General features: G+C 62.8%; 36 protein-coding genes. 17 read left to right on the top strand and 19 right to left on the bottom strand.

Annotated features, from left to right (window positions below):
* Positions 1 to 5: 5 nt before the first annotated feature.
* From J5N58_RS06925 to J5N58_RS06885, 9 genes are all read right to left on the bottom strand, one after another.
* Positions 6 to 275 (bottom strand): hypothetical protein, encoded by a 270-nt coding sequence (locus tag J5N58_RS06925; protein ID WP_113437855.1) that lies wholly within the window; start codon positions 273 to 275, stop codon positions 6 to 8.
* Positions 272 to 1885, bottom strand: coding sequence for a phage portal protein (locus J5N58_RS06920; RefSeq protein ID WP_244710244.1), 1614 nt, complete (start codon positions 1883 to 1885; stop codon positions 272 to 274). Before J5N58_RS06920 ends, J5N58_RS06925 begins: the two co-directional genes overlap by 4 nt.
* Positions 1882 to 3861 (bottom strand): phage terminase large subunit family protein, encoded by a 1980-nt coding sequence (locus J5N58_RS06915; protein ID WP_113450972.1) that lies wholly within the window; start codon positions 3859 to 3861, stop codon positions 1882 to 1884. Before J5N58_RS06915 ends, J5N58_RS06920 begins: the two co-directional genes overlap by 4 nt.
* Positions 3858 to 4508, bottom strand: coding sequence for a hypothetical protein (locus J5N58_RS06910; RefSeq protein ID WP_244710242.1), 651 nt, complete (start codon positions 4506 to 4508; stop codon positions 3858 to 3860). The genes J5N58_RS06915 and J5N58_RS06910 overlap by 4 nt, the downstream gene beginning before the upstream one ends.
* A 173-nt stretch (positions 4509 to 4681) precedes the next feature.
* Complete coding sequence (locus J5N58_RS06905) at positions 4682 to 5215, bottom strand: phage tail protein (protein WP_244710240.1); 534 nt, start codon at positions 5213 to 5215, stop codon at positions 4682 to 4684.
* Between the two features lie 186 nt (positions 5216 to 5401).
* The gene (locus J5N58_RS06900; protein ID WP_244710238.1) at positions 5402 to 6199 is read right to left on the bottom strand and encodes a hypothetical protein; all 798 of its coding nucleotides are present in this window, start codon (positions 6197 to 6199) and stop codon (positions 5402 to 5404) included.
* 313 nt (positions 6200 to 6512) lie between these two features.
* On the bottom strand, positions 6513 to 8315 hold the full coding sequence (locus tag J5N58_RS06895) for a DNA primase family protein (RefSeq protein WP_244710236.1): 1803 nt from the start codon (positions 8313 to 8315) through the stop codon (positions 6513 to 6515).
* A complete protein-coding gene (locus tag J5N58_RS06890) occupies positions 8312 to 8491 on the bottom strand; it encodes a hypothetical protein (protein WP_244710233.1) in 180 nt (59 codons plus the stop codon). The genes J5N58_RS06895 and J5N58_RS06890 overlap by 4 nt, the downstream gene beginning before the upstream one ends.
* Positions 8484 to 9839 (bottom strand): DUF7146 domain-containing protein, encoded by a 1356-nt coding sequence (locus J5N58_RS06885; protein ID WP_244710231.1) that lies wholly within the window; start codon positions 9837 to 9839, stop codon positions 8484 to 8486. Before J5N58_RS06885 ends, J5N58_RS06890 begins: the two co-directional genes overlap by 8 nt.
* A 134-nt stretch (positions 9840 to 9973) precedes the next feature.
* Here J5N58_RS06885 and J5N58_RS06880 point away from each other — a divergent pair, with 134 nt between their 5' ends.
* On the top strand, positions 9974 to 10168 hold the full coding sequence (locus tag J5N58_RS06880; protein ID WP_113437846.1) for a hypothetical protein: 195 nt from the start codon (positions 9974 to 9976) through the stop codon (positions 10166 to 10168).
* A 57-nt stretch (positions 10169 to 10225) separates the two neighbouring features.
* Positions 10226 to 10651, top strand: coding sequence for a type II toxin-antitoxin system HicB family antitoxin (locus J5N58_RS06875; protein ID WP_113437845.1), 426 nt, complete (start codon positions 10226 to 10228; stop codon positions 10649 to 10651).
* A 180-nt stretch (positions 10652 to 10831) separates the two neighbouring features.
* Here J5N58_RS06875 and J5N58_RS25935 read toward each other — a convergent pair whose 3' ends face one another.
* From J5N58_RS25935 to J5N58_RS06845, 7 genes are all read right to left on the bottom strand, one after another.
* Positions 10832 to 10960, bottom strand: coding sequence for a hypothetical protein (locus J5N58_RS25935; RefSeq protein WP_280520046.1), 129 nt, complete (start codon positions 10958 to 10960; stop codon positions 10832 to 10834).
* Positions 10957 to 11277 carry a hypothetical protein gene (locus J5N58_RS06870; protein ID WP_244710229.1) on the bottom strand — a complete coding sequence of 107 codons (321 nt, stop codon included), beginning with the start codon at positions 11275 to 11277 and terminating at the stop codon, positions 10957 to 10959. Before J5N58_RS06870 ends, J5N58_RS25935 begins: the two co-directional genes overlap by 4 nt.
* Positions 11274 to 11741, bottom strand: coding sequence for a hypothetical protein (locus J5N58_RS06865; RefSeq protein WP_244710226.1), 468 nt, complete (start codon positions 11739 to 11741; stop codon positions 11274 to 11276). The genes J5N58_RS06870 and J5N58_RS06865 overlap by 4 nt, the downstream gene beginning before the upstream one ends.
* 65 nt (positions 11742 to 11806) lie before the next feature.
* The gene (locus J5N58_RS06860) at positions 11807 to 14494 is read right to left on the bottom strand and encodes a DNA methyltransferase (RefSeq protein WP_244710224.1); all 2688 of its coding nucleotides are present in this window, start codon (positions 14492 to 14494) and stop codon (positions 11807 to 11809) included.
* Positions 14494 to 15069, bottom strand: coding sequence for a winged helix-turn-helix domain-containing protein (locus J5N58_RS06855; protein ID WP_244710221.1), 576 nt, complete (start codon positions 15067 to 15069; stop codon positions 14494 to 14496). Before J5N58_RS06855 ends, J5N58_RS06860 begins: the two co-directional genes overlap by 1 nt.
* The gene (locus tag J5N58_RS06850) at positions 15066 to 15257 is read right to left on the bottom strand and encodes a hypothetical protein (RefSeq protein WP_244710219.1); all 192 of its coding nucleotides are present in this window, start codon (positions 15255 to 15257) and stop codon (positions 15066 to 15068) included. The genes J5N58_RS06855 and J5N58_RS06850 overlap by 4 nt, the downstream gene beginning before the upstream one ends.
* A complete protein-coding gene (locus J5N58_RS06845) occupies positions 15254 to 15712 on the bottom strand; it encodes a phage regulatory CII family protein (RefSeq protein ID WP_244710217.1) in 459 nt (152 codons plus the stop codon). The genes J5N58_RS06850 and J5N58_RS06845 overlap by 4 nt, the downstream gene beginning before the upstream one ends.
* A gap of 269 nt (positions 15713 to 15981) precedes the next feature.
* On the opposite strand from J5N58_RS06845, the gene J5N58_RS06840 reads away from it, so the two are divergent.
* On the top strand, positions 15982 to 16518 hold the full coding sequence (locus J5N58_RS06840; RefSeq protein WP_244710215.1) for a hypothetical protein: 537 nt from the start codon (positions 15982 to 15984) through the stop codon (positions 16516 to 16518).
* 77 nt (positions 16519 to 16595) lie between these two features.
* Here the strand turns inward: J5N58_RS06840 and J5N58_RS06835 are convergent, their stop codons facing one another.
* Positions 16596 to 16817, bottom strand: a complete 222-nt coding sequence (locus tag J5N58_RS06835) for a hypothetical protein (protein ID WP_244710213.1) — start codon at positions 16815 to 16817, stop codon at positions 16596 to 16598.
* Between the two features lie 85 nt (positions 16818 to 16902).
* On the opposite strand from J5N58_RS06835, the gene J5N58_RS06830 reads away from it, so the two are divergent.
* Positions 16903 to 17553, top strand: a complete 651-nt coding sequence (locus J5N58_RS06830; protein ID WP_244710211.1) for a LexA family protein — start codon at positions 16903 to 16905, stop codon at positions 17551 to 17553.
* On the opposite strand, the gene J5N58_RS25930 is transcribed toward J5N58_RS06830, so the two are convergent.
* Complete coding sequence (locus J5N58_RS25930; protein ID WP_280520045.1) at positions 17550 to 17684, bottom strand: hypothetical protein; 135 nt, start codon at positions 17682 to 17684, stop codon at positions 17550 to 17552. The two genes, J5N58_RS06830 and J5N58_RS25930, sit on opposite strands and share 4 nt — an antisense overlap.
* 1 nt (position 17685) lies before the next feature.
* On the bottom strand, positions 17686 to 18174 hold the full coding sequence (locus J5N58_RS06825) for a hypothetical protein (RefSeq protein WP_244710209.1): 489 nt from the start codon (positions 18172 to 18174) through the stop codon (positions 17686 to 17688).
* A gap of 336 nt (positions 18175 to 18510) precedes the next feature.
* Between J5N58_RS06825 and J5N58_RS06820 the strand changes: the two genes are divergently transcribed.
* From J5N58_RS06820 to dnaN, 13 genes are read left to right on the top strand one after another with little or no spacing between them, the layout of a single operon-like run.
* Complete coding sequence (locus tag J5N58_RS06820) at positions 18511 to 18747, top strand: hypothetical protein (RefSeq protein WP_244710207.1); 237 nt, start codon at positions 18511 to 18513, stop codon at positions 18745 to 18747.
* A 1-nt stretch (position 18748) separates the two neighbouring features.
* Positions 18749 to 18952: a hypothetical protein gene (locus J5N58_RS06815; RefSeq protein ID WP_244710205.1), complete on the top strand. Its 204-nt coding sequence runs from the start codon at positions 18749 to 18751 to the stop codon at positions 18950 to 18952.
* On the top strand, positions 18952 to 19275 hold the full coding sequence (locus J5N58_RS06810; RefSeq protein ID WP_244710203.1) for a hypothetical protein: 324 nt from the start codon (positions 18952 to 18954) through the stop codon (positions 19273 to 19275). Before J5N58_RS06815 ends, J5N58_RS06810 begins: the two co-directional genes overlap by 1 nt.
* Positions 19272 to 20003, top strand: coding sequence for a hypothetical protein (locus J5N58_RS06805; protein WP_244710201.1), 732 nt, complete (start codon positions 19272 to 19274; stop codon positions 20001 to 20003). The genes J5N58_RS06810 and J5N58_RS06805 overlap by 4 nt, the downstream gene beginning before the upstream one ends.
* Complete coding sequence (locus J5N58_RS06800) at positions 19996 to 20247, top strand: hypothetical protein (protein WP_244710199.1); 252 nt, start codon at positions 19996 to 19998, stop codon at positions 20245 to 20247. Before J5N58_RS06805 ends, J5N58_RS06800 begins: the two co-directional genes overlap by 8 nt.
* A complete protein-coding gene (locus tag J5N58_RS06795; protein ID WP_244710197.1) occupies positions 20247 to 20402 on the top strand; it encodes a hypothetical protein in 156 nt (51 codons plus the stop codon). Before J5N58_RS06800 ends, J5N58_RS06795 begins: the two co-directional genes overlap by 1 nt.
* On the top strand, positions 20399 to 20749 hold the full coding sequence (locus J5N58_RS06790; RefSeq protein ID WP_244710195.1) for a hypothetical protein: 351 nt from the start codon (positions 20399 to 20401) through the stop codon (positions 20747 to 20749). The genes J5N58_RS06795 and J5N58_RS06790 overlap by 4 nt, the downstream gene beginning before the upstream one ends.
* Positions 20749 to 20973: a Lar family restriction alleviation protein gene (locus tag J5N58_RS06785; protein ID WP_162760627.1), complete on the top strand. Its 225-nt coding sequence runs from the start codon at positions 20749 to 20751 to the stop codon at positions 20971 to 20973. Before J5N58_RS06790 ends, J5N58_RS06785 begins: the two co-directional genes overlap by 1 nt.
* Positions 20973 to 21479, top strand: coding sequence for a single-stranded DNA-binding protein (gene ssb, locus J5N58_RS06780; protein WP_244710192.1), 507 nt, complete (start codon positions 20973 to 20975; stop codon positions 21477 to 21479). The genes J5N58_RS06785 and ssb overlap by 1 nt, the downstream gene beginning before the upstream one ends.
* Positions 21480 to 21532: 53 nt before the next feature.
* Positions 21533 to 21892 (top strand): hypothetical protein, encoded by a 360-nt coding sequence (locus J5N58_RS06775; RefSeq protein ID WP_244710190.1) that lies wholly within the window; start codon positions 21533 to 21535, stop codon positions 21890 to 21892.
* A 27-nt stretch (positions 21893 to 21919) separates the two neighbouring features.
* Complete coding sequence (locus tag J5N58_RS06770; RefSeq protein ID WP_244710188.1) at positions 21920 to 22837, top strand: DUF2303 family protein; 918 nt, start codon at positions 21920 to 21922, stop codon at positions 22835 to 22837.
* Between the two features lie 48 nt (positions 22838 to 22885).
* Entirely contained in the window at positions 22886 to 23227 is a 342-nt protein-coding gene (locus J5N58_RS06765) for a hypothetical protein (RefSeq protein WP_244710186.1), read from the top strand.
* On the top strand, positions 23224 to 24333 hold the full coding sequence (gene dnaN, locus J5N58_RS06760; RefSeq protein ID WP_483314051.1) for a DNA polymerase III subunit beta: 1110 nt from the start codon (positions 23224 to 23226) through the stop codon (positions 24331 to 24333). The genes J5N58_RS06765 and dnaN overlap by 4 nt, the downstream gene beginning before the upstream one ends.
* Positions 24334 to 24344 lie beyond the last annotated feature (11 nt).

Raw genomic sequence — 24344 nt, 5'->3', positions numbered from 1 at the left:
CCTCCTCAGAAGCGAAATTTCCACCGCCGCGATGGGCGGCAGCCATTGGTCTTCGCCATGCAGGCCGCCTGTAGGCGCACCAGTTCGGCGTCGATGTCCGCCATGCTCGACGATGCCACCTTGAGACGCTGATGCATCACCGGCGAGCGGATCTCGGTTTCCTCGACCTGCTCGCCGGCCAGACGCTTGGCCTTTGCGGCGGCGAGCGCGGCATAGAGCGCGCACGGGTCGTCGACGTCGACGGTGACGCCGCCGATCTTGACCGGGTTCGTCATGCCGAAGCACCCTGCTGCTGCGCCTCGGTCGAGGACTTCGAGCCGTAGCCGCGCTCGAACGGGCTCCGCATGCCGGAATCGACATAGCGCTGATGCCACATCAACCGGCTTTCGAAGACTTCTTCCGGATCGTCGCCCAGCTCGCCGCATTCCCGCTCGAGTGTTCCGGTCCCGTTTGCGATACGCTCGCTCGACGCCTTGGCCCGCTTCTCGTCGTCCGCCGTCGGCTTGCTCGGTCCCTGACAAAGCGCCCAGAGGATCGCCTCACGGTTCGCGAGAAACACCTCGTAGCCGCCCTTGAACGGAATGCGTTTCTCGCCGATCTCCTCGTCGAGCCACGAAGCGTATGGCACGAGCACATGCGGTGCGGCGATACGGTCGGTCCGGCGCTGCGCCAGCGGCCAGAGCGCCGAGTTCTCCATGTTGGTCGAGGCATAGGTCGAAGCCGTGTAGTCCATGGTGTAGCCACCATAGGAAATGCCGAGCGCCCGGGCCTGCTCGCGATGCAGCGAGGCGATGAACGGCATGGACTGCCCACCCGGCGTCGAGACCGTCTTGAATTCAAGATCCTCATCAGGAGCGAGATGGGAAACTCCGGCGCCTTCGCCGTAGCGTATCTCAGATTCCGCCGCCTTTTCCAGTTTGTGACCGTAATAAGCCATGAGACCGTTGGCGACATCCTGGGCGCCTTCGAAGCTGCTATCGCTCAGCGCGCTCAAGGCCTCGAAGGCCTCTGCCGACGGCTTGCTGCTTTTCAGGATCGGAGCATAGATCGTCTGCAGAAAATGCACGGCCGCTATGGCGTCCTCGGTATTCTCCGCCATCAGGTATTTCCGGAACGTCGTCGCCAACGGCGACAGACCGCGAACATCATCGGACGAGAATGGATCGAAGGCATGCATGACGAGCTGCCGGCCATCGGCATCACGCGCCGCGTAATCGGTCTTCACAGTGATCCCGTCTCGCCTCTCCTCGAAGCGGTAGTGTGTCGGGCGTCCATAAGCGTCGTGCATGATACCCTGATAGAGACCGACTGCCTCGTTGGTTTCCTGCACCAGCTTCTGCGGAGACAGAAGCAGGAACTTGGTCCCGGTCTTTGTTCCCGGCAGGCGCTGGGAAATCGGAAGATACTCAACAATGCCGACGCTCTCGCCGAAGGCGAGCCAATGCCGGACGCCGACATCCGTCTGTTGCGGAAGCGTGAACTTGGCGCGAAAATCGCATTCCTGTGGCGACCACGCCCAGACCTTGAACCGCGACTTGACCAGGCGTGTCCACTCGATCGCCTCCTTCTGGTCGTAGCCGAAGGCCGAAAGATCAGGACGCGGGTTGAGCTGAAGCTCGACGCCGACCGTGTCGGCAATGATCTGGTCCGCGGCACCGCGCAGGCGCCCGGAATTCTGCAGCATGTCCATGGCGAGCGCGGCCGCACGCCACCAAACACGACGGATTTCGTCACGATGCTCGCGAAGCGACGCCGGCCGCGAGGCGATCACGCCCGACGGCGTGTCGCGCATATAGCTCGCCCGGACCCGCGGTGCGGCCTGCGGTGCGGGAACCGCACTGCTGCCCGCCCGGACGCGAAACCGAGGCTTCTCCGCTGTCGTCATTTCCGCTTCTTCCACTTGTCGGCCCACGAAGAGCCGGTCTTTTTCGACGATGTCGGATCGGGCCGACCCTTGGCCGGATCTTCGTCTGTCTGCGGCTCCAGGCCTCGCGCGAAGAGCCCTTCCTCGAAGTCGAGCTGGGCGTCCTGCACAGGGGTTTCACGCTCGGCCTCAAGCCTTTTCCAGATCACGTCCGGCAGGCTTCTGACGCCAAACTTGATCGCAGCAGCTTCGGCCTGGTTCATGGTGTCGAGGCCCTCGTTGGCTTGAGCCTGATCCTTCTCCCATTTGTATTCCGTGAAGCCGTCCTTGCGCTTTTTCGGAACACGCCGCTCGGCCGTCAGTTGCCGGTAATACTCATCATCCATGCCCCGCGGGAAACCAACGAAACCACGCTCCAGCGGGTCGGTCTTTGCCACGTTGCGATAGAGCGCCATCTTCAGGACCGAAACGTTGATGTTGTAGAAGCGCCTCGAGTACTTCAGGAGCTTGCCGGTCTTTTGGTTTCGCTCCTTCTTCACCCTCTGGATGAGCGGTGCGGAGTCCCGGTTATCGCCTCGCATCATAATCAGGCGTCCCGAAGGATGCCGCCTCGCCCACTCCCAGACATCCTCGGTATAGGCATTGCCGTCGATGGCAACCATGTCGGCAGCTATGCGGTGGCCGTATGCGTTCGCCCATGTCTGGAGCATCAGACCGTTGAGCCGTTCCTGGCACTTCGCTTCCGAAATATGACCGGGTATGACGCCATAATCGACGACCCATCGGCGGAAATCGGTTCCCCACGCGACGCACTGCCACTCGACACGATCGTCCTGACAGTCGATGCCGATCGTCAGGATCAGACCGCCGGGATGAATTCGCCCTCTGTCGTAAGCCGCATTTGCCCCTCGGTCCCGCAGTGTCTCCCAAGGCGGAGCCTCGCCGGCGGTCACATACGCCCTGCCGACCGTGTCGTTCAGGAATGTCTGCTCGGAAGCGGGGTCGCCTTTTGCGCTCAACCACTCGCGGGCGATGCGCTCCCAACTCTGCAGCGGGCTGTATGCCGACCAGATGTAGAATGAGCGGTGGAACCGCTTCTGCGCTGGATTGCGGGCGCGCCACTCGATCCGATCGACCATCGCCTGGCGATGATATTCGCGGATCTCGCAACCGCACTCGATGCAAGTGAAATGGGCGTCTTCCGGCTTCTCCTCGTTGAGGTTGGCCAGCATGTTTTCCCATTCCAGCACCTGCATGTGATCGCAGTGCGGGCACGGGACGTAAGGATATTCCTGGCTGCCCGCCTCGAAATTCGAGGTGATACGGCATCCCGGCATGACCAGCGGCGTCGAGATCTTGAAGATCTTCGCCTCTTCGACGCCACGGGAACGGCTGTCGGCCTGTGTTTCCGGATCGCCGCCGGAATTGTTCTCCCATTTCGACAGGTCGTCCTGAACCTGCCGCTTCATGGTGACCTGGCTCAGCGAGGCCGCTGAGTTGGCACCGGATATCTGGATGGCTCCACGTCCGTCCGCCCGCTCCTTGTAGAGCAGAGAGTCTAGGCCGTCGCGACTCTTCTTCGGAAAAAGAGTTGCGAGCGCCGTCGTGCTTCTCAGCATCGGCGCGAGCTTCATCTTGCTCCAGCGCTCGGCATTGTTCTCCGTCGGATGGACATACAAGAACCACGAAGGGTCCATGTCCATCGAACCGCCGGTATAGATGTTGGCGATGACCGTCCCGCCGATCTGCGCCGACTTTGCAAGCGTCACGATGCGGCATAGATCGTCAGGCGAAAGCGCCCGCAGCACCTCATCGAAATAACGGAACAGCCGCCGGTTATATGGCCCCGGATAGTCCGGGCTCTCCAGTTCCGAGAAGACGATGTTGTCTTCGGCCCATTTCAGGTAGTCGACATCGTCGGCCGGCTTGAGGACGTCATGCAGCACGTCGTAGGCGATACGCTCTGCATTGGCTGTTTCCACGACGATCTGGTTCATGCCAGTTCCGCCGGGTCGGCCTCCTCGGCCTCGATGACGACCTCACTATACTCGGGGACGCTGACTGCCTTCGTCTTCATCTGTTTCGCCGCGGTCTCCCGCAGCTTCCGGAACTCCTTCCGCAAGATGTGTTTCACATCGCGCTGCGGAAGCTGGAATTCGGCTGCAATGGCCGTGGCCATGTCGCTCAGCCCGCCATCGAAGACATCCATCAGGGCGGACGCGACGCGCGTCATCTCGGCACGCCCAGCATCCGTATCCATCAGCTGGCCGCGCTCACGCGCCTCGTTGATGGCTGCGTTCCTGTTTGCCCGACGAGCAGCTTCGAGCTTCTGCTGCTTGATCTCATAGTCGATGCCGCTCTGCTGGAGCGGCGGCGGGACGACGGTCCCGGCAGCGTTGCCATCAACGATAACCGGCTGGCCGCCAGCATCGATCTGCGTGTCGATACCATTGCCGAGCCGCTGTGAAACATCCAACGTAAGCCGAAGATCGGCTTTCGCCTGCTCGACGCGGATCTTCGCGTTTCGCCCAGACCCTACCAGCGCGGCCTGGGAAATCTTGCCCTCAGTCAGGTATTGACTGACCCGACCCGGAGAAACGCCGATCAGCGCCGCGAATTCGCCTTTGGTGACAGAGGCTTCCATTCCGACTTTACCGCGTTCTTTAGCTCTTTAGCCGTTCTTTAGAAGTTTAGGCTTCGAATTTAGGGTCAGACTGGCGAGATTTCGGGGTCGCCCCGGCCCGCTGCGGGGGGAAACTTTATACGGTCCCTTGACCCAGGGGGGTGTGGTGCCCGGCCCTCGACGGCAGACCAGCCCTATCGGGGGAGGAGGCGGTCGAGTTCGTGGAGGATGCGAGGCGCCAGATGGTCCTCGATCAGTTCCGCCAGCACCTTGAGGAACACTTCCGGGTTGTTGGTGACGTCGTGCGCCGGGTTCGGGCCGAACAGTTCACGGATCGGGAGCCTGCCCTTGCCCTCCCGCTTCATTACGCCGCGGTGACCCGACTTCATCTCAGCGATGAATGCGGAGCGATAAGACCCTCGAAGCCTGACCGATACACCCGATCTCGTCTGGCGTGCGCCCAACTGATAGAGCGGTATCCATCCCGATTTCTCGACGACTTCGATCGTCGCGCTGCCCGCGTTGAAATACGCGGTCGTCAATTGCCGGATCTTGCCGGGCGTCATGTCGACACGCTCGGCGCTTCGCCTGACGATCCGGGTGCGAGCCATGTCGCGCATGCGGCTCATCGCCCGCGCCATGGCCTTGCCCTTGATCTCGCCCGGCAGATTGGCAATCGCCCTGCCCAGCTGCTCGATCTCGGACGCATCGAACCTGACGTCAGACACCGCATGCACCTTTCGAGAATGCCGCCATTACAGCGGCGGGGTTCATGACAGCCTCCATCGGCTCGACATCAGGCCCGGAAAAGCAAAACCCGCCGGGCGATGGCCTAGCGGGTTTTTCCTACCTTTTTCAGTGTGCTTATACTATGTCAACCAACTGCCGCATCTCAAGACCGTTTCCTGAAAAACTTATCCAGCCAGATCAACATCTTGCGAGGAATTTTCAGAACGCACCCGCCGTCTCCACGGATGACGGTCGGGAATGAATGACGCAATCGCGTGGCCTTCGAGGCGGCCTGCAAGCGATCCTGCGAGGTATGCAAGCGCGTCCTGCCAGAGTTCCCACTCCAGCCGCGACAGGATCGCACCGCGGATCGGATCGGACAGCACATACTTGCGATAGGCGCCCTTGACCGGCCTTTGCTTGCGACGATCAAACCCGTCCGTTTCGTATTCATAGACGCGCCCGAATGCATCGCGGCTCTTGCGGCTGACGAACCATGCCGGTTTTCCGGCGCGCTCGACTTCCCTCACGCGCGGCTTATCGGCCCGCCAGTCCGGGCCGAAGCCGAGGATGGCGGAGCCGGTGACGAGTGCCACGACGTAACGACCGGACAGCCGGTCACCCTTCAAGCGCTGTTCCTCGACAACGCGGGCGACCTCTGCGGCGATCAGACCATGCTCGTCCGGCCATTCCGGGAATGGATGCCACCCGTCCGGGATCGAGAAGGACATGTCCGCCAGCGCCCGTACGGCCGCCCCGACCGCCAGCGCATCCGGATGCGGCTCGGCATATTCGAGGAAATCCGGCACAACGCCATAGATATTGGGCGAACGATCGATCAGCGTTCCGAGCACCGCGAAATCCCGCGTCATCGCCCAGGCGCTGCTGAGACCGATGCCGACGCTCAGATCCCCGCTTCCTACCTTGGGCAATTCCTGGGTGAAAGCCCAGTTCAAAAGCTTCTCAATGCTCACGGTCTTCATGGTCAAAACCCTTTCTGACAGTTCTGACAGTTTACCTGACAGTTTTCAGATAGTTTATTTATTATATTTCAACAGGTTAGACAGTTCTGACAGTTATTCCCGCATTACGCATGGCATTCTCCGAACCTCCCCACACCCTTTACGTATAGGCGCGGGAAAACTATCCGAACTGTCAGCATCCATTGTTTTCATTCGCATTTTTCGCCTCAAACTATCCGTTGAACTATCCGGTCAACTGTCAGAACTGTCAGACAGATTTCGCAATTTCTGACGGTTCGAGCCGAGCCGCGAGGGGGTTGCGGGGTCTCCATCGTCAGAAATTCTCCGGGAAGGGCTCATCGAAGCGGCCGGGCGGCGGTTCGGGGCCGCGATCCATGTAGGGCACATTGACCAGGCGGATGCCGCGATAGAGCACCACGCCCGTCGATCGGTCCTTCTGGAATTTCTTGCCCATGTCGCGCCCGAATGCGGTGTTGTTCATCGGCCGGCCGCCCTGGTCGACGGTGAAATCGCAATAGGCCTGATAGAGCACCTTGCCCTCGACTGGCGGGGCGCCATCGTCGCGCTGGATGCAGCGGGCAACGAAAGCCGCCGTACGGTCCATGTCGTCGCGATAGGCCTGCGTCGCCTCCACGACGGCCTCCGGGATCACCAGCCCCTCGCGCAGGTATATCTCGACGCCTTCCACCAGCCAGTTGAGGATGCCCGGATATTCCGGCTCGAAGGACGCGATCACATCCTGAAACTCCCGACGGTCCTCCTTGGCGATCTGTCGCGGCCAGTGAATGACCGCCATGCGCCGCCAGATACCGTCATCCGTGCCGCTGATGCGCGGATAGCCGTTGCCGCTCATCATGGCGATGAATTTCGGCTCGAAATCCATGTAGCCGGAGAAGAGGTCACGCGCCGTCACCGTCTCGCCGCCCGTCAGCTCCTTGACGAGGTTTTCCCTGAGATCCTCGCCTTCCGGCAACTCCTTGACGCGCAGCATGCGCTTGCCGTAGAGGCGGGCCAGATCGGGGCTTGCGCTGCCCGACGAGCCGCCCTCGCCGATGATACTGGTCGATGGCAGCGTCACGGCAGCCTCGCCCAGGACGCGGCACAGCGTTTCCATGTAGACGGACTTTCCGTTCGCCCCATTCCCGTAATGGAAGAACAGGTATTGCACGGTGATCCCCAGCATGCTGAGGCCGGAACTCACCTGCACCAGCCTCCGGACCGATTCGTCCGGCAGCTTGCTGGAGATGAATGCATTCCATCGCGGGCAGACCGCCTTTTTGTCATAGGCCACCGGCACGACGCTGGTAATCAGATCCTTGCGCCGGTGGCCTTCGATCACCTTCAGGCGGAAATCGGTGCAGACATCGATGAATTCAGGGGCATCCGGCGTCTCCTCGAGGCTCACATGGCGCGGGTTTCTCCGCTTGGCCATGGTGCGCTCGAATTTCAGCGTGGCGTTCTTGACCGCCACCATCCACTTGTCGGCGTTGAAATCGTCCGGGCTGCGCATGATGTGCGGCGCAAGGCTCTCCAGCATGGCGTTGATCTTCGCCACGTTTTTCGAGGTCACCGCATGGTCGAGCCGGCGCTTGATCCGCTTTCCATGCCCCTCATCGGCCTTGTCGGCTTCAGCGACCAGTTTCTTTTCCTGCGCCGTGCGCTCGCTTTCCGGCTTCTTGCGCGCCTCCTCGGCCAGGTCGAGCACCATCTGCTCATAGGCGTTCGGCACGATGAACGCCGTCTCGGCCGCGATCCGGTCTCCGAGACGCTGCGCGATCGCCTTTGCCTTCTGTCCGCCATTCGCCACGTCCCAATGGGAGCCGGTCCAGACCGCGAATGTCGGCGTCTTGCCCTTCTCCTGCGCGACAACGAGCAGGTCGTCGCCGAAATGCAGCCTCAACCGCTTGCCGTTGTCCGTATCGGAATGATCGAACTCGGCGCAGAACGCGACGACAGCCGGATCGGCATCGCTGTCGCCGGCAATCGCCGCCACCGGCTCGCCCGCAGGGCCTTCAGGGGTTCCGGGGTTTTGCGCATAGCCCGCCCGCTGCGCCTGCGCCTCGGCGAGTATCCTCGCGACGGCGTCAGGAATATTCGGCTTTTTGGTATCGGTCATTCTTTTGGCAGCCAGTATCGGGAGAGGATCAGATCGAAGACGAAGCGGGTGAGACCGCCGATGAGGAAAAGGGCGATGAGGCCGGGCCAAAGCCCCAGCCAGTCGACCCGGAACGAGGCCGCGAAAGCGCCACCCGTCCACGCGACAAGGAACAGACGGAACGCAGGTTTACGCATCGCCGCCTCCCATCGCCGCCGCCATCGCTTCGGCGAAATCCAGCCCCTCGGGCGGCCACCAGATAGAAACCTGCCGTCCTTCCCGCGCATGGCGGGCTTCCGCCCGGGCCATGGCCGAGGCGGTCGCGACGGGCTCGCTGTCGCCATCGGCGAGCAGGACGAGTTCGGTGACATGGCCCGGAACATGTAGAGCGTCGCCGGTCTCGGCATTTGGGCGCGGAACCGGGCCTTGTACCCGGATCGCCCGAAGGCGCCCGGCCGCATCCTCCTTCTTCAGGGTCGGATGATTGAACGCCGATTTCGGGTCGGCCGGGCCGGCGAGATTGCCGATATCGCCGGCCGCGAAATAGAACGTGTCGTCGCGCCAGCCTTCGGGAGCCGCGACGGCGCAGACGGTCTCGATCCCCTCGCCGCCCATCCACCTTGCGGAAGAGGGATCGCCATAGACCGGGATGAACCCACCCTTTTTCGCGCCGCGCATCTTCTTGGTGGCAAGCGGCTCAAAGTATTCGGCATCCAGCCATTTCTGGATGGGCCTCTGAGCACCGACACCTGGTTCGTCGCGCATCCCCGCTTCAGCTCCGGCCTTGGTCACACCCCAAAGCATCGGCCGGCGCTTCGGTATCTGCGACAGGTCGATCCATGTCTGGTGGCAGCCGATAATCCGGCCTTCGCAATCCATGAAAGGCGCGATCATCGCCGGCCCGTCATACAGCGCCAGCGGCCGGTCGAAATCGTCCTGCCCGTGCCAGTAGGTGCAACGCGGGACGAACCTGAGGTGGACGAACACGCCGCCGGCGGGCACGAAACCCGTGCGCGCCTGCAGGTAGGAGGAGACGATCCGCGCGCCCTCCAGAGCGTCCGGTTCGTCCCTGCGGCAATCCGTGGCGTTGAGGTAGATGCCGCGGCCCTTGCCGATCTCCCTTTCCCGGAAATCGGCCTGTTTCTTTTCCCTGTCCTGCCTGTCGGCATCCGCCTTGACCTTCGCCTCGGCGATCCGCTTCAGGCGGGCTTCCCGCTCCTCGTCGCTTTCCCGCTCGGCCCCTTCCGGCACCTCTTCGCCGAGCACGGCGGCGCAGGCCTTGAGGAATTCCTCGCGGCGGCGCAGGTCGAGATGCAGGAGATGGGCGGCAAGACCGATCCCGTCGCGGCCGCCGTCGGCTCCGCGGCAGACCCAGACACCTTTCTTGCGATTGACCGCGAAACGGTCATGGCCGCCGCAGCGCGGGCACGGACCCTGATATTCCGGCCTGCCCTTCGGCGCTTCGGGCACCTTCAGCCGGTCAGCCGCCGCATCGAAGGGGACGGCGCGGGCATTGGTGACGAATTCTTCGATTGCGGCGTTCATTGTGCCCCTCACGCAGCGGCCAAACCGACACCTATATTCCGCACATTTTTGTGCGATGCCTCTTGCAATTCGCACAAAAATGTGCGAAACATAATCCCAAGGAAACGCGAACAAGAGGAAGGAGGTGAAAGGGCTTGAAACGCGAACAGTTTCTTCGGGAACTTCGCCGGATCGCAAAGGAACAGAACAAGGTTCTGGAGGTCTTCGAAGGGAAAGGGAAAGGTTCGCACTACCGGGTCAAGTACGACGGCAAGATCTCCACGATCAAATCCGGCGAACTCAATCCAAACTACGTGCGACTGGTCAGGAAACAGCTTGGCATCGAATGATGCCAAGCCCTCCCGGTCGCCAGGAACAAAAAACGAAAGGGAAATAAGAGGACGACCATGCAATACACCTATCAGGCAACAGTCGAGGAAGATCCCGATGGCGGGTTCATCGTCACTTTTGCCGACGTCCCGGAGGCAATCACCGCCGGCGATACCTTCGAGGAGGCGATGACCAACGCTCGGGAAGCGCTTGGTCTCGCCCTTCGGGGCATCCTCCAGGACGGCCGCGACCTCCCGCAACCGGCGGCCCATGACGGGGTACCGGTCGCGGTCGCCGCGGACGAAGCGGCCAAGCTCGCGGTTATCCAGGCCTTTCGACAGGCCGGGATTTCCAAGTCTGAGCTTGCCCGCAGGCTCGGCAAGACCGAGACGGAAGCCCGCCGTATCCTCGACCCCGACCACGGGACGAAGATCGGGCTCCTGCAGGAAGCGCTTCTCGCGCTCGGGCAGGAAATCGTCGTGACGGTCCGAAAGGCCGCCTGAAACGAAACGGGGCGCGGGAAACTGCGCCCCGCTTTCCATCCGTGACATTCCCCCCATCACGCCGCTGCCCTCCTCACCGCCGCCACCGGCGAAACTGTCGATGATGATGGGCTCGCCGGCAGGCAGCATCGCGCCCGCGAGCATGGTCCCGGCGAAGAGGGTTTCACGAAACATCGTTACTCACCTCCGTGCACGAAACACAGCGATAGCGCCCCCCCGGACGGACCAGCCGAACAGGGAAACGAAACGGTCGCGATTGGAGCCGGAGAAGGAGAGCTGCTTCGGGCAGTCATAGCAGGTGAGGATCATGCACCCCTCCTCGCCATGGCCGCCGCCGGCAGCGCCGGACCGGCCTTCACCAGCTCCGCCAGATCCTTGTCGGTGGCGATGCGCAATTGGCCTTTCACCTGCAGGGCGTGCAGCGTGTTATCCAGCTCCTCCGGCCAGCGGTCGCGACGCAACGCGATGAAGGGCGTCCCTTGCGACCAGCCGCGCAACTGCGGCACGCGGTGCAGAAAGCGGAAATGCTCCGCCTTGTCGAAATCCAGATCGAACGCGATGGCCGTATGGCGGCATTCGTTGAACGACGGTGCGATGACCAGCAGGATGCGGGATTTGTCCTTCATTGGGCCGCCCTCGCTTCCAGTTCCGCGACCAGCTTGCGGCCGAGGTCTGTCAGCGCCCAATGGGAGGATTTTCCCCAGCGGCGCACCAGGCCGTCGCGGATCAGCCCACCCATGGTCCGCTCGACCGCGGTCGCGCTGGCGCCGAAGCGCGCGGCGATCTCGCTCTTGTTCGCCTTCAGCACGCCGTCATGCGCCTCATGGATGGCCAGCAGCACGGACGATGCGAGCCTGGTCCAGACGCCCTTGCACCCGGCCTCGCCCGTCACCTTGGCCGCGACATCTTCCAGCACCTGCGCGCCGCCGTCTGCAAACGGCAGGACATATGCATGGGTTTTCCCGGCATGGGCGGCGATAGCCTCGCCATAAACCCTCCTCGCCCCTTCCACGGTCAATCGCTCCTGCAGGAGCAAGGCCATTTCCGTTTTCTCGTGCGGCAGCAGCGCAGAGAATCTCTGATCCGGCATGGTAAAATACCCGAACGCATACAGTTCCATAGGCTCAGCTCCATTTCGATGCCGGGAAGGAACGCTCATTCCGCGGCCTCCTGCATCTCCGCCGCGAGAAGGTCGAACAGGTCCGGTCCGCTTCGACCCTCGGCCGCTTCCTGCGCATAGGTGCAGCCGTCGCGGAAATAGTCCGGGTTGAGTTCGGTCGCGACCGCACGGCGACCGAGCTTGAGAGCGATATAGGGAACGGTCATGATCCCGCCGAAGGGATCGAAGACCACTTCGTCCGGGTTGGTGTAGGCGCGAACCGCCCGCTCGACGATGTCGAATTGCAGCGGGCAGAGATGCATTTCACGCCCCTTCTTCGCCTGCAGCATGTTGAGCGTGCGCATGCGCGCCACGTCCGTCGAAACCTCTGGATGATCGACATGCGGCGGCGCGATCATGAAGGTCGGCGGCAGTCGCCCCGCCTCGTCCAATGCCTCGCAGAAAGCGACGTGGGTCTCGAAATCGTAGACGTTTTCCAGGCACCACTTCTTCCAGCCGCGATAGACCGATTTCGGATCGGACCTCACCAGTTGCGCCAGCTCCTCCGGCAGCACGAGCCGGTTTCCCGAGGATCGCCACACGCCATGGGCATCGAGTTGCCAGCGGCCGCGGGAATAGCCTGTGCCGGCGACGGGCCGGATGCGTTTTTCATCGAAATCGTCATCGCCCGGCGCGACCGGCCGGCCGTCGATCACGGTGACGAAATCCGGCTTGTCTTTCACGACGGGATCGTCGGCATAGCCGCGCGACCGGTCGGTCTGGGGCTTGCGGAACTCCAGCAGATATTCCGGCATGCCGTGGCCCATGCGGGTGCCGTCCTTGCATTGCTCGGACCAGCCGAACCTGTAGGTCTGGTTGTTTTCCCTCACGACATCGGTCGCCACGGTCACACGCGACAGGAAGGCAAAGCCGTGCCGGCGGAAATGGGCGACGCAATCGTCCGAAAACGGCGAGACCGTCTGGAAGCCGAAGCCGTTGATGCCGCCCGGCACGATGCGATCCTTCACATGGATCACGGCGCGGCGGCCGGGCTTCAGCACCCGGAGCAATTCGCCGGTGAGGAAATCCATCTGGCTCCAGAAGTGCCGGTCGTCATCGGTATGGCCGAAATCGTGGTAGGAGGGCGTGTATTCGTACTGGGTCGAGAACGGGATCGATGTCACGATCAGGTCGACGCTGTCGGCCGCCATGTCGCGGGTCTCGAGAACGGTATCGTTGTGCACGAGACGGCAGAGCGGGCCGCCCTTGCCGTCATCGCCATAGGTCACCTCGCGGCGCGTCACACCCATCTGGCGACCGAAGGCAGCAGCAATCTCTTCATGACCGAGACCGTAGCGACGGATGATCGCCGCCATCTTCTCGGCCTGCGCTTCGAACTCGCGCCACTTGCGTTCCAGCTCGCGGCGGGTTTCGCGCTCGGCCTCGGTATAGATCAGGTCGGCGCGCACCTGATGCGTCTGGCCGAAACGCTGGGTGCGGAACAGCGACTGGTAGAAATCGTGGAACTTGAAGCCGATGCCCAGATAAATGTTGTTCCAGCAATGATGCTGGAAATTGCAGCCGGAGCCGTTGAGCACCGGCTTGGTCGCCAGTTCGGCGAATTCGCCATTGGCGAAGCCGACGACGCGATGCTCCCGCTCGTCGAGGTCCTGCGAGCCCCAGACGGACTTGATCGTCGGGATCGCCGCCTCGATCGCGCGGCGCTCGTCTTCCAGGTCGTGCCAGACGATCCGGTGTGCCTCCGGCTCCTCGGCGCGGATCTCCAGCATCTTCGCAATCCGCGCATCGAGAGAGCGCTTCTTCTCTCGGCTCGCCTCGACCACGCCATGGGAGGAATTGGCGATGAGCCTGCCCTGCCCGCTGCGCTCGTGTCCGGCCTGGCTGTGGTCGGCCGGGATTTCGTGCCAGCGGATGTCGAGCGGCGGCAGGTCGTAACCATCGTCGGAAAAGCCGAGATCGGAGGGATTCTGCACGAACAGCGCCCAGCTCGCCACCCACAGCCAGAATTCCTCCTCCTTGTGGGGATGAATGGTCAGCCGGTCGGCCTTGGTCGAGTCCCGCTTGAAGAAGCGCGTCTTCGCCTCGCCGACATCCATGACGCCGAGAAAGGCGGCATAGGCGAGCAGCTCGATATATTCGTTCGGGTCCGGAATGGCGGTCGCGACGAAACGATAGGGCACGCCGTCGGTCTTTTCGCCGGTCTCGCGGTTGTCGCCGGCCACATGGGCCATGAAGCTGCGAAACGTCTTCGTGCCGCCGAACCCGCGTAGGGCCGCCGCCTCGTCGAGCGTGACGAAGGTCAGCTTCGCGCAGTCGATCTTGCCGTCGCGGATGCTCTCGTAGTTCGTGACGTGGACAAGCTTCTCGCCGGGACCGGTTTCGTTCGGCGCATCCATCTCTTCCGTGCGGCGGATGAACTTCAGCCTGACGCCGGGATGGTAGCGCTCCTGCTCCAGGAAGAATTCGTGTTTCACGCCGAGCGGCGCGACAATCAGGCCATGCCCGCCGGCCTGCATCATACATTGCCGACCGATCTCGATCTGCGTCGAGGTCTTGTGCAGGCCGAACCGCAAGAAGAGCGCGCGCCGCCCGCCCTTGCAGGCCCACGGCACGATCGCCTGCGTCATCGGCTTCAGCAGCGGATTGACCGAGGAGGCCTCGACCTCGAACCCGAGGACACGGGCGGCGGGAACCTTTGCTTCGAGAAAGCTCTGGTAATCCATCACGCCACCTCCCCGCCGGACCGCACCGAGGCAGCCAGCCGCTTGTAGCGCCGCTCCACGCTCATGTAGGGCTTGCGCATGATGGTGGCGCACTGGGCAGGTTTCATCTTGCGGGAGATCAGGTCGAGCAGGGTGCTGTCGTCTTCCGCCGTCCAGCGCTGCACGCGGCCGCGCAGCGAATGAATGCCTGCGTCGCGAATCGCGTTCGCCTGCGTCGCGTCGGCCTCGACCAGCCGCCAGCCCTTGCCCCAGACCGTTTCGATTACCAGGCCAAGCTCGGCCATGGCCGGGCGGATCTTGCAGATGTAGACGTCGATGATCTTCATCTCCGGGCCGTCGCCGACGGCATCGCAGAAGATGGCGTCATAGATGGCGTCTTTCATCGCCATGCGCGGGAACGCGTCGATCAGGTGCTTCGCCACGCCAAAGCCGCGCGGCGTGAACCGCACGGTGATCGCGCCGTTGGTGATCGTCGATGTCGAAGGGTCCGCGAGAAATTCCCGGCCCTCGACGGTCTGCTGGCAGCAGGGGCAAATCAGCGCATTGGGCGCGGCGGCTAGAAGGTTCTCGTTCATCGGGCGCCCTCCCCGGCCGGTCGCGGCCAGCGCTTGCTGCCCGGCTTTCGCCAGTCTCCGCCCCGCTCGACGTTCATCTGTGCTGCGAGGTCGAGCGGATGGCCACGGCCGATGATCGAGACGGAAAGAAGGCCGATTTCCACCGGCGTCCATCCCTCGACGAAGTGCTGATCGGGACGCTCGCTCATCGGAACGTCCCTCCGGTATGAGCCCTGAGGCCGTCCTGCAGGCTTTTCATGCTTTCGTTGAAGCAGTTGGTGATTTCGCGTCTTTCGGCCTCGTCGAGATGACCGTCGGCATGCGCGTCCCGGAACGCTCTCAGCAGCTCGCCCACCGCGTTAACCGCGTCGAGAACATGATCCAGGGTGAGACTGGTCTCGTCGCCGCCGGCAATCGGCACCAGCCGGTAGCCCAGCATGTCGGCCAGCGCCGCGGTCATCACCGGCTGTCCCGCCAGCAACTCGCAATCGAGGATCACGTCGAGCGGCATGAAATCCGGATAGTCGCCGCCGATATAGCGGCTGATCTGCGGTTCGTTCACGCGGGAACAGGCGGCAAGCTGCTTGGCCTTGCCGGCGGCAATGATCGCCGCACGGGTCGAGGCCTTCAGTCTGGCGCGGTCATGTTCGGTGCTGGGGCGCATGCCACCTCCTCGAAAAGTCAACGAAATTCCTTGCCCCGGAATTTCGCTGACCCCGGGCGCGGCAACAGATAGAAATCGTGGTGTTCCAAGTGCTTGTTAGAAAGTTCTAACGCACAGCATCAATCTCACGGGGGACCGCAACATGAATGCAGAGTGGAAAACCGCCTCGACAAGTTCATCGCGGCGGGGACAACGCCTCGGCTGCGCTGGACAGGCGGCCATGGCCATGCTCGGTTGTGACGCGCCAACCTCAACACGGAGAACGAGCCATGACGGAATGGCTGCTCAACAATGTCGTGAACCTGCTCGCCGCGATCGCCAGCGTTATTGCAGCATGGACCAGCGTCGCGCTGTGGCGCCAGTCGCTGGCCCGCACGCCGCCGCATTTCAGCATCCGAACGAAAGCGGTAAAGGATCATCCGGGATGGGTAGAGATGACGATCACGGAACACTCTCGTGCCAGCCATCCCTACACGATCAACTGGATCGAAATCGAAAAGCCCGTTGGCGCACGGATGCTCACCCAGGAAGATGCTTTCCAGACGCGTCCCAGCTCCAATCACCCGTGGCTGCTGAAGGATCTCCTGCCGGAGGAGATTGCCACACAGAGGATCATCAACCCCGTCTCCACTGCAACGCGTATGAACGGAACGGGCATGATCGAGGTCTACGCCTTTCTCGGCGCCACGTCGGGCGCCGGCAACAGAACCACCCCGATCGATATCCGGATCTCTCTTTCGTGGAACGACAAGCGCCGTCAGAAACCCCTGACCACGCGATACAGTATCAGTGCCGTTGCAAGCTGAATGATGGCCTGAGAGAGGCCCAAGACGTATGTCGTTTCCATAGAGATGCCCTTTTCGTGACAGGATTGGTGAGGCGATCATTCGGCAGCCTCCTGACCGACTGCGACCAGCTCCGCCAGTCGCTCAAACGAGACACCATCAATTTCGCGGCGGGACGCTGCGGACACGACGCGAACCCAATACCCCGAAGGAATGGAACCGCGCCGACGCATCGCCTTCGCGGTCTCGTAGGTTACGCCGATATCGGCAGCGAATGCCGCCAGCGACGGCCAGAAATTGATGATGCCAGCATGGGTCATGTCGATATGGGTACAATATATACCAACATTCTGTCAACAGCATTCGTTGTGATTTGTACCCATGATTAAAGGTACAAATCGCACCATGAGTGACAGACAGGAACAGATCGACAGGGAGGCACGCGCGGCGCGCCTGCTCGAAGCACGAAAGAAAACCGGTATCGGCGGCGTCCGGAAGGTCTGCGCCCGGTTCGGCTGGAACGAAAACACGTACAAGGCGCACGAGAGCGGCCGCAACGGTTTCGGCACGGCAGACGCGCGCGTATATGCAAAGGCGTTTGGCGTTTCCTATCAGTGGCTCTATCTCGGCATAGGCCACCCGGGGGACAACGATACCGCAGAGCCTACTGTCGCCGTCGACGTCCCGCTGATCTCATGGGTCAGCGCCGGCGCATTGGGCGAACAGGCGTCGGTGACCAGCCTGTCCGATTTCCCGACCGTCTCCGTTCTCGATCTTCCGGACGGCGACTGGATCGCCTTGCGCGTCGAGGGCGATTCGATGAACAAGATCTCCCCGCCCGGCTCCATCATATTCGTCAACCGGCGAGACAGGCGGCTTGTCCCGAACGGCTGCTATGTCGTTGCCGACGAGCACGGACGCGCGACCTACAAGCGCTATCGGCCGGACGACCAGCCGCCCTTCCAGCCCGCATCCTACAAGGAAATACCGGCTCCCGACTTCGATGGCGCCGTGACGGTCATCGGCCGTGTGCGCCGCTCCATCATCGATTTTTAGCCATTCTCCAAGGCATAGCCGAGCCTTTTCGCGCGCCCGGCGACCTTTCTTGCAACGTCCTCCGGCTGGCAGGCGAGCAGTTGCTCGATGAACCGCGCACAAAGAGCGTCTTCCTTGCCGGAAAATGCCATGTCACGGAGCCTGCTTGCCCATGCAGGTCAACAGCGCCTGACCTGACTTCGTTGTACCGCGCGCAGGCATCAGATGCGGACGGTCGCTGATGCCGTCCTTGATGGCGATCTGCTTCTTGGCTGCCGCGAACGCATCCACGAAACGCTTGGCATTCTCCGGCGAAAGCATCACCTGCGATGCCGCAAGATTGTCGCCGACCGCGCCAGTCTCGCCAGCCTGTCCCAGCAATCTCTCTCCATCGATCGCGAATTCCACTTCCGGCTCGAATCCCGCCAGGTCGCTGTCAAAGGCAAAGCCGGGAACGGCCCGCACCATCAAACCCTTCTCGGCGCTGTCGCAGATGATGACGACACCGGATCTCATCGAGGTGGAGATTCCGACCGTCACCCGCTGCCCGCCCGAGAAAGGGTCGTTCTCCACCTCAGCCGTCCAGCTGTCGAACCCGGCCCACGCGGCAGACGAAAACGCCGCCAGCGAAACAAGCGTCATCAATATCCGAAACATCATAGTCCCCTTTCAAGCCCTCAACCTCAGATTACCTTCGCCTTACAGCAGGTCAACCCGGACAATGCGGCCTGCCGACACCACGCCCCGAATCGCAAAGCCTGCAGCGGTGATGATTTCCACCAATTTCTCCTGGGTGGATTATGATAGGTATTTTTTGCACCAATTCTACTTGACGCGATATTGGTATATATTGTACCCATAATCTCATCCCGCACGATCCGCCTCCTCCCAGCCCGCGGGATATCGGGCGCGGCCGCTTCATCCATCACCCCTTGGATCGCGGCCGCGCCCGAAGGAGGCAGGCAGCGAGGACGAGCCATGATCCGCTTTCAACCAGTAGCCACCACACCGCCGGTTCCCCAACCGCCGCGCTGCATCCGCTCCCTGCAGGAGAGGATGGCGGACGACATGCGCGAACTGGCTTTCGCCGGGCGCGATGTCAGCCTCGAAACCCTGGTCGAGCGCGGCTGGACGCCGGACACGGTGAAGCGTCTCGCGCCGGAAGCCCGCGAGATTGCACGGCGCAAGGCCGTGACCCAGACCGCGAGGGCCTGACATGACCCACGAGCCGCAAATCGAACCCTTTCCCGCTTACCCCTCCCGCGCCGCCTCGCCGCGTGTCTTCAATCTGGTCGTTTTCGGCCTTGCCGCCGGCATGGCGCTGCTTGCGGTCGCCGCTCTCCTCTCGGTGCAGGCGATGACGGCGCATCGAGGCGTGGCGGATATCGACCGCCGCATCGCAATGGATGTGAGGCTGTGATGACCGACCAATTCATTCTCCTCTCCGGCTGGTGGGCTGCGATGACCGACCAGATCGTTCTTCTCTCCGGCTGGTGGACCGCCGCCATTTTCTTCACGCTCTGGGTGCGCGCGCTGCTGAAACTGTCGCAGCATCTGGAATTCCACCTCGCCGAAAGGCGGGCAGCCGTGAAGTTCTCGGTCGAGCATCCCGTCTCACGCAAGGACGACTCGTTCCTCGTCGACTTTTTCGTCTGCAACAGCGACGAACTCGCCAGGCGCTGGCCCGACTGGCCCGCCTATCGTCGGCGCAAGATCCTCGAACTGACCGGGGAGATCGCATGAAGGCCGCGCCCCAGTCGTTCCCGCCGCTCTGCCACAAGGTCGTCGAGAGCTTTCGCGCCGATGGCAGCCTGATGGATCTCGCCCGACCCATGGTCGAGGAAATCGATTTCTGCGACATGGCCGGCCGTCTCTCGCGCATCGCCCGTTTCAACGGCGCGCCGCTGGCCGGCGCGTTTTCCGTGGCCCAGCATTCCGTCATGGGCGCGGAGGCCCTGCTTGCCGAGGGCGAGGATAGCCTGATCGCGGCGCTCTTCCTGCTGCATGACGGCCATGAATACCTGATCGGCGACAAGACGCGCCCGTTCCAAATGCTGCTGGCCGAAATGATGAACGCCCGCTTCGGGCCGGGAACCGGCCTCACGATCCGCAGCGTCATCGCAGAGATCAAGGGCAGATGGGACGAGGCGATCTATGCCGCCGCCGGCCTGCCCGCCCCTTCCGCCTGGACCAATCGCATGCGCTCCAGTGTCTCCGGCATGGACGAACGCATGCTGCATGCGGAGGCGCTGGCGCTCTTCGGGGGCAAGGCTATCGACTGGGTAAAGAGCCAGCCGCGCCGCGCCCTGCCGAAGCTCAAGGGCTCGCCGGCCAAGCCGTGGGGCCCGGCCGATGCGGAGTTCCGGTTCCTCGAGCTGTTCGACCGCCTGATCGGCATCGAGCGCCGCACCGGCGCCCGCGCGCTGCATGCGGCCCATGTTGCAACCGCGAACGGAGACAAACATGGCTGACCCTTGCACGAATATTGTCCTCGCCTTCAGCGCGCACGACGTGACGCTGCCGCTTCGCCGCTGCGCCGAGTGCTCCGCCACGCTGGTCGATGCCGATGGCCGGGACATCCTGACCATCGACGTCAATGCCGCTCGCCCCGACAGCGATGTCGAAGCGATCGCCCTCCTCCTCATGAACATCGTCAATTCCAGCGCCGACCTCCCTATCGGGGCGGAACAGGCACCCACAGAAAGGACCACCTGATGGAAAAGCCTCTCCCCTTCCGTGTCCATTTCGAGGACGGCCACAAGCTCGATATTTCCGCCGCAAACGCCAAGTCAGCGACCGACAAGGCCAAGGCCGCCTATGACGGCATCATCCGCAAGGTGAAGCTGGTCCGCGAAAGCGAGGCGGCATGAGTAAGATCGTCGTCACCGTGATCAAGACGTTCCCGGTTTCCGGCCGCAGCCTCTGCCTGACGGACGAGGCCGGCAGCCTCACCGGCGGCGTCCACAAGGATGGCGCGCCGCTGACCCGCAGCTTCTCCGACGGCGCGGTCGCGCTGCAAAACAGCGACGGAAGCTGCGCTGCCGGCCCGGTGGATTTCTGGGCCGCGGTCGAGTTCGCCGAGCGCATCGTCGAGGGCGACCAGCGCGCCATCACCGAGCCGGGCTGCGTCCTGCTGCTCGCCACGGCGCTCATCGGCGCATCCATGGCATGGCCGCTGCCCACAGCGCCCCTGCCGGCAGTCGCGGAGGCCGTGTAATGGCGCGCCTTCCGAAACTGAAACCCTGCCCGTTCTGCGGCGAGCGCGATGCGTTCGTCGAGCGCGCCGATTTCAGCAGCGCCTATGTCTTCTGCAACAGCTGCAGCGGCAAAGGCCCCACCGAGTGTCAGGAGAGTGACTATGAGGAAACGCCCGGCGAGCGGGCGGCCATCCACGCATGGAACAAGCGCAAGCGCGCCTCGAAAAACAAGGAGGCTGTGTAATGGCCGGTTCTCTCAACAGGGCGCAACTCATAGGCCATCTCGGCGCCGATCCGGAAATCCGCCGCACGCAGGATGGCCGCCCGATCGCCAATATCCGGCTCGCCACCTCAGAGACCTGGCGCGACCGCAACAGCGGAGAGCGTCGGGAAAAGACCGAGTGGCACACCGTCGTCATCTTCAACGAGGCGCTGGCCAAAATCGCCGAGCAACACCTCAGGAAGGGCTCGAAGGTCATGGTCGAGGGCCAGATCGCCACCCGCAAGTGGCAGGACAATAAAGGGCAGGACCGCTGGTCGACCGAGATCGTACTGCAGGGCTTCAACGCACACCTGCTCCTGCTCGATCGCGCCGAGGGCTCCGGCTACCGCGCCGGCAGCGACGACCCCGGCGATTACGGCTTCGACGGCGAGCGCGCCTCGGGAACCACGTCCGGCTCGCGAACCCAGTCCGGCAGCCAGGGCGGGAGTTCCTTCTCCCGCGACATGGACGACGACATTCCCTTCTAGGAGATAGCCGCAGGCGCTTGGCCCTTCTGACGACCCTTTAACGGAGAAACCCCATGCAACTCATTCGCGATGCGCAATCCCTGCTCGGCATGCTGGAGAGCGGCGACCTCAACAACGAGGTGACCGAGACGCTCCAGACCGTGCTGGAAAAGCTGCTCGATCTTTCCAACGAGCGGCCCAACATCACCTACAAGGGCGAGGTCGCCCTGAAACTCAGCCTCGCCGTCAAGAACGGCATGGTCGAGATCAATGCCGAGATCCCGCCGCCGAAGCTGCCCAAGCTGCCGCGCAAGTCCTCGATGTACTGGGTGGTCGAGGGCGGTCGCCTTTCGACCGAGCATCCCCAGCAGCACGACATGTTCCCCGGCCCGCGCGAAATCGACCGCAGCCGCAATCCCCTCACCAGCCAGTAATCCCCTCAAGCAAAAGGAACCATTCCCATGGACCAGCTCTCCGAAACCGCGGTCAAGGCGATTGCCGACCTCACGCGCGACGCCGGCACGACCGTCTACGCCGTCAACCCGCCAGCCGAAATTCCCGGCCTGCCCGGCACTGTCCCCGTGATCCTCGATCCGAAGACGGGCTCAGCCAAGAGCATGAAGGGCCTCATCGAGGAATGGCGCGTGGCCCCGCTGCGCAAGTCCGGCACGGCGAGGGTGACCACGCTCGAAAGCTTCGTCGACCTCGTCAACCGCCACAAGACGCCGGAAAGCGTCATTTTCGCCGAAACCGACTGGCAGAACCCCTCGCTCACCGCCGTCATCGACTATCACGAAAACCTGTCTGGCGGACAGGCGGACAACGGCAGGCACCGGGTTCTCTACGAGTTCCCGCGCTCGCAGGAATGGGATGCGTGGTCCGGCATCCATGGCCAGCCGCTCGACCAGGCGACCTTCGCCGAGTTCATCGAGGATCACATCGCCGATCTCTCCGCGCCGGATACGATGGAGGAGGAGGATTTCCGCACCAAGTTCGGCTTCAAGGTCGCCTATCCCAACGAGCTGGTGGCGCTGTCGCGCGGCCTCGCCGTCCACACCGAGACGCGGGTGAAATCCAATCTCGTGCTGCAGTCCGGCGAAGGCGAAATCACCTGGGACGAAGAGCACAAGGACGCGAGCGGCAACAAGCTGACCGTGCCTGGCATGTTCATCCTGTCTATCCCGGCCTTCCACATGGGCGAGACCATGCGCATCCCCGTGCGCCTGCGCTACCGCGTCCGCGCCGGCGCATTGAGCTGGACCGTGCTGCTCTACCGCCCCGACGTGTTCATCACCCAGGAAGTGCTGCGCAACCTCCAGACCGCCGCGGCCGAGACCGAGCTGCCGAAGTTCGTCGGCGCGCCGGAAATGTCGGCCTGATCCATCAGGCGGCGCCTCGCGCGCCGCCACCACTCAAAGGAGAGAGCCATGCCAATCAGCAGGGACACTGCAACGGATATTGCCCTGGCGTATCGTGAGATCGAAATAGCCGAAGAGCTTCTGGAGCAGGTTACCAAAGAGGTATCACGCGGAACAGTTCCCGATATTCGCGACGCCTTCGGTCGCCAGGTCGCCGGCTTGGAGCTTGGAGTGCCATCTACCGGCGGAGGCCGCCGGTTGTTCAACGTACCTTGGAATTTGGCGGAACCGATCATCAAGGCCCACATTGCCACGCAGCGGGCGGCCATCGAAATCCTCACCGAAAAGGCCAAGGCGGAAATATCCACGGCCATCACGACCAGCCTCCGAGACGAGGAGGCGAAGCCCTGATGTTTACCGCAAGCAAATCCGCCCTGCTCGACGCCCTGAAGCTGGTGGGAGGGATCGTCGAGCGCCGCAGCACCATTCCCGTCCTGCAGAACGTGCTGTTCGACAGGCTGGGCGCCACCGGCAAGCTGATCGCGAAAGTGACAGACCTCGACATCGAGGCGACGGTTCCGTTCAGCGCCGCCGTCGATACCGATTTTCGCGGCTTCACCGTGCCGGCGCATCTGCTGATGGATATCGTGAAAAAGCTGCCTGAAGGCGCCGAGATCCGCGTCGAGGCCACCGATGCCAGCCTGTCGGGCGTCACCCTCAAATCCGGGCGCAGCCGTTTCAGCCTTCAGGTTCTGCCGCCGACCGATTTCCCCTCGCTCGACGGCGCGGAAATGCCGTTTGCGCTGGCCGTTCCGGGCACCGCCCTGGAGCGCGCCATCGGCGCAGTCCGCTTCGCCATCTCGACGGAGGAGACCCGCTACTACCTCAACGGCATCTATCTCCACCCCTCCGAGGGCGGCCTGACGCTGGTCGCAACCGATGGACACCGCCTGTCGAAACGCTTCATCCCGCTCGAAGGCGTGCCGCAGGACATGCCGGGCGTCATCGTGCCGAAGAAGACCGTCGAGGTCCTGCTGAAGCATCTGCCGAAGGAAGACATTACCCTGCAGGTTTCCGACGCCAAGATCCGCCTGATGATCGGCGATATGGTGCTGATATCGAAGCTGATCGACGGCATGTTTCCGGATTACCGCCGCGTCATCCCCGTCTGCACCAATTTCGTCGAAGTCGAGGGCGAGGCGCTCTCGGCCGCAATCGACCGCGTTTCGACCGTCTCCAGCGACCGCGGCCGCGGCGTGAAGATGACCTTTTCCGAAGGCCGGCTGAAACTCACGGTCAACAACCCAGACGCCGGCCATGCCGAGGACGATGTCCCCTATGGGGGCGAGGCCGAACTCGAGGTCGGCTTCAACGCCAAATACGTCAACGACGCATTGGCCAACCTCTCGGAACAGACGGTCAATCTCTATCTCGGCGACCCCGGCTCCCCCGCCGTCCTGCGCGCCGACGGCGATCATGCCGAAAACCTGATCGTCCTGATGCCGATGCGGATTTGAGGAGAAGAGCT

It is taken from the genome of Paenirhizobium cremeum, assembly GCF_022884085.1.
Classification (GTDB): Bacteria; Pseudomonadota; Alphaproteobacteria; order Rhizobiales; family Rhizobiaceae; genus Allorhizobium; species Allorhizobium cremeum.
This window is presented reverse-complemented; position numbering and strand designations above follow the sequence as displayed.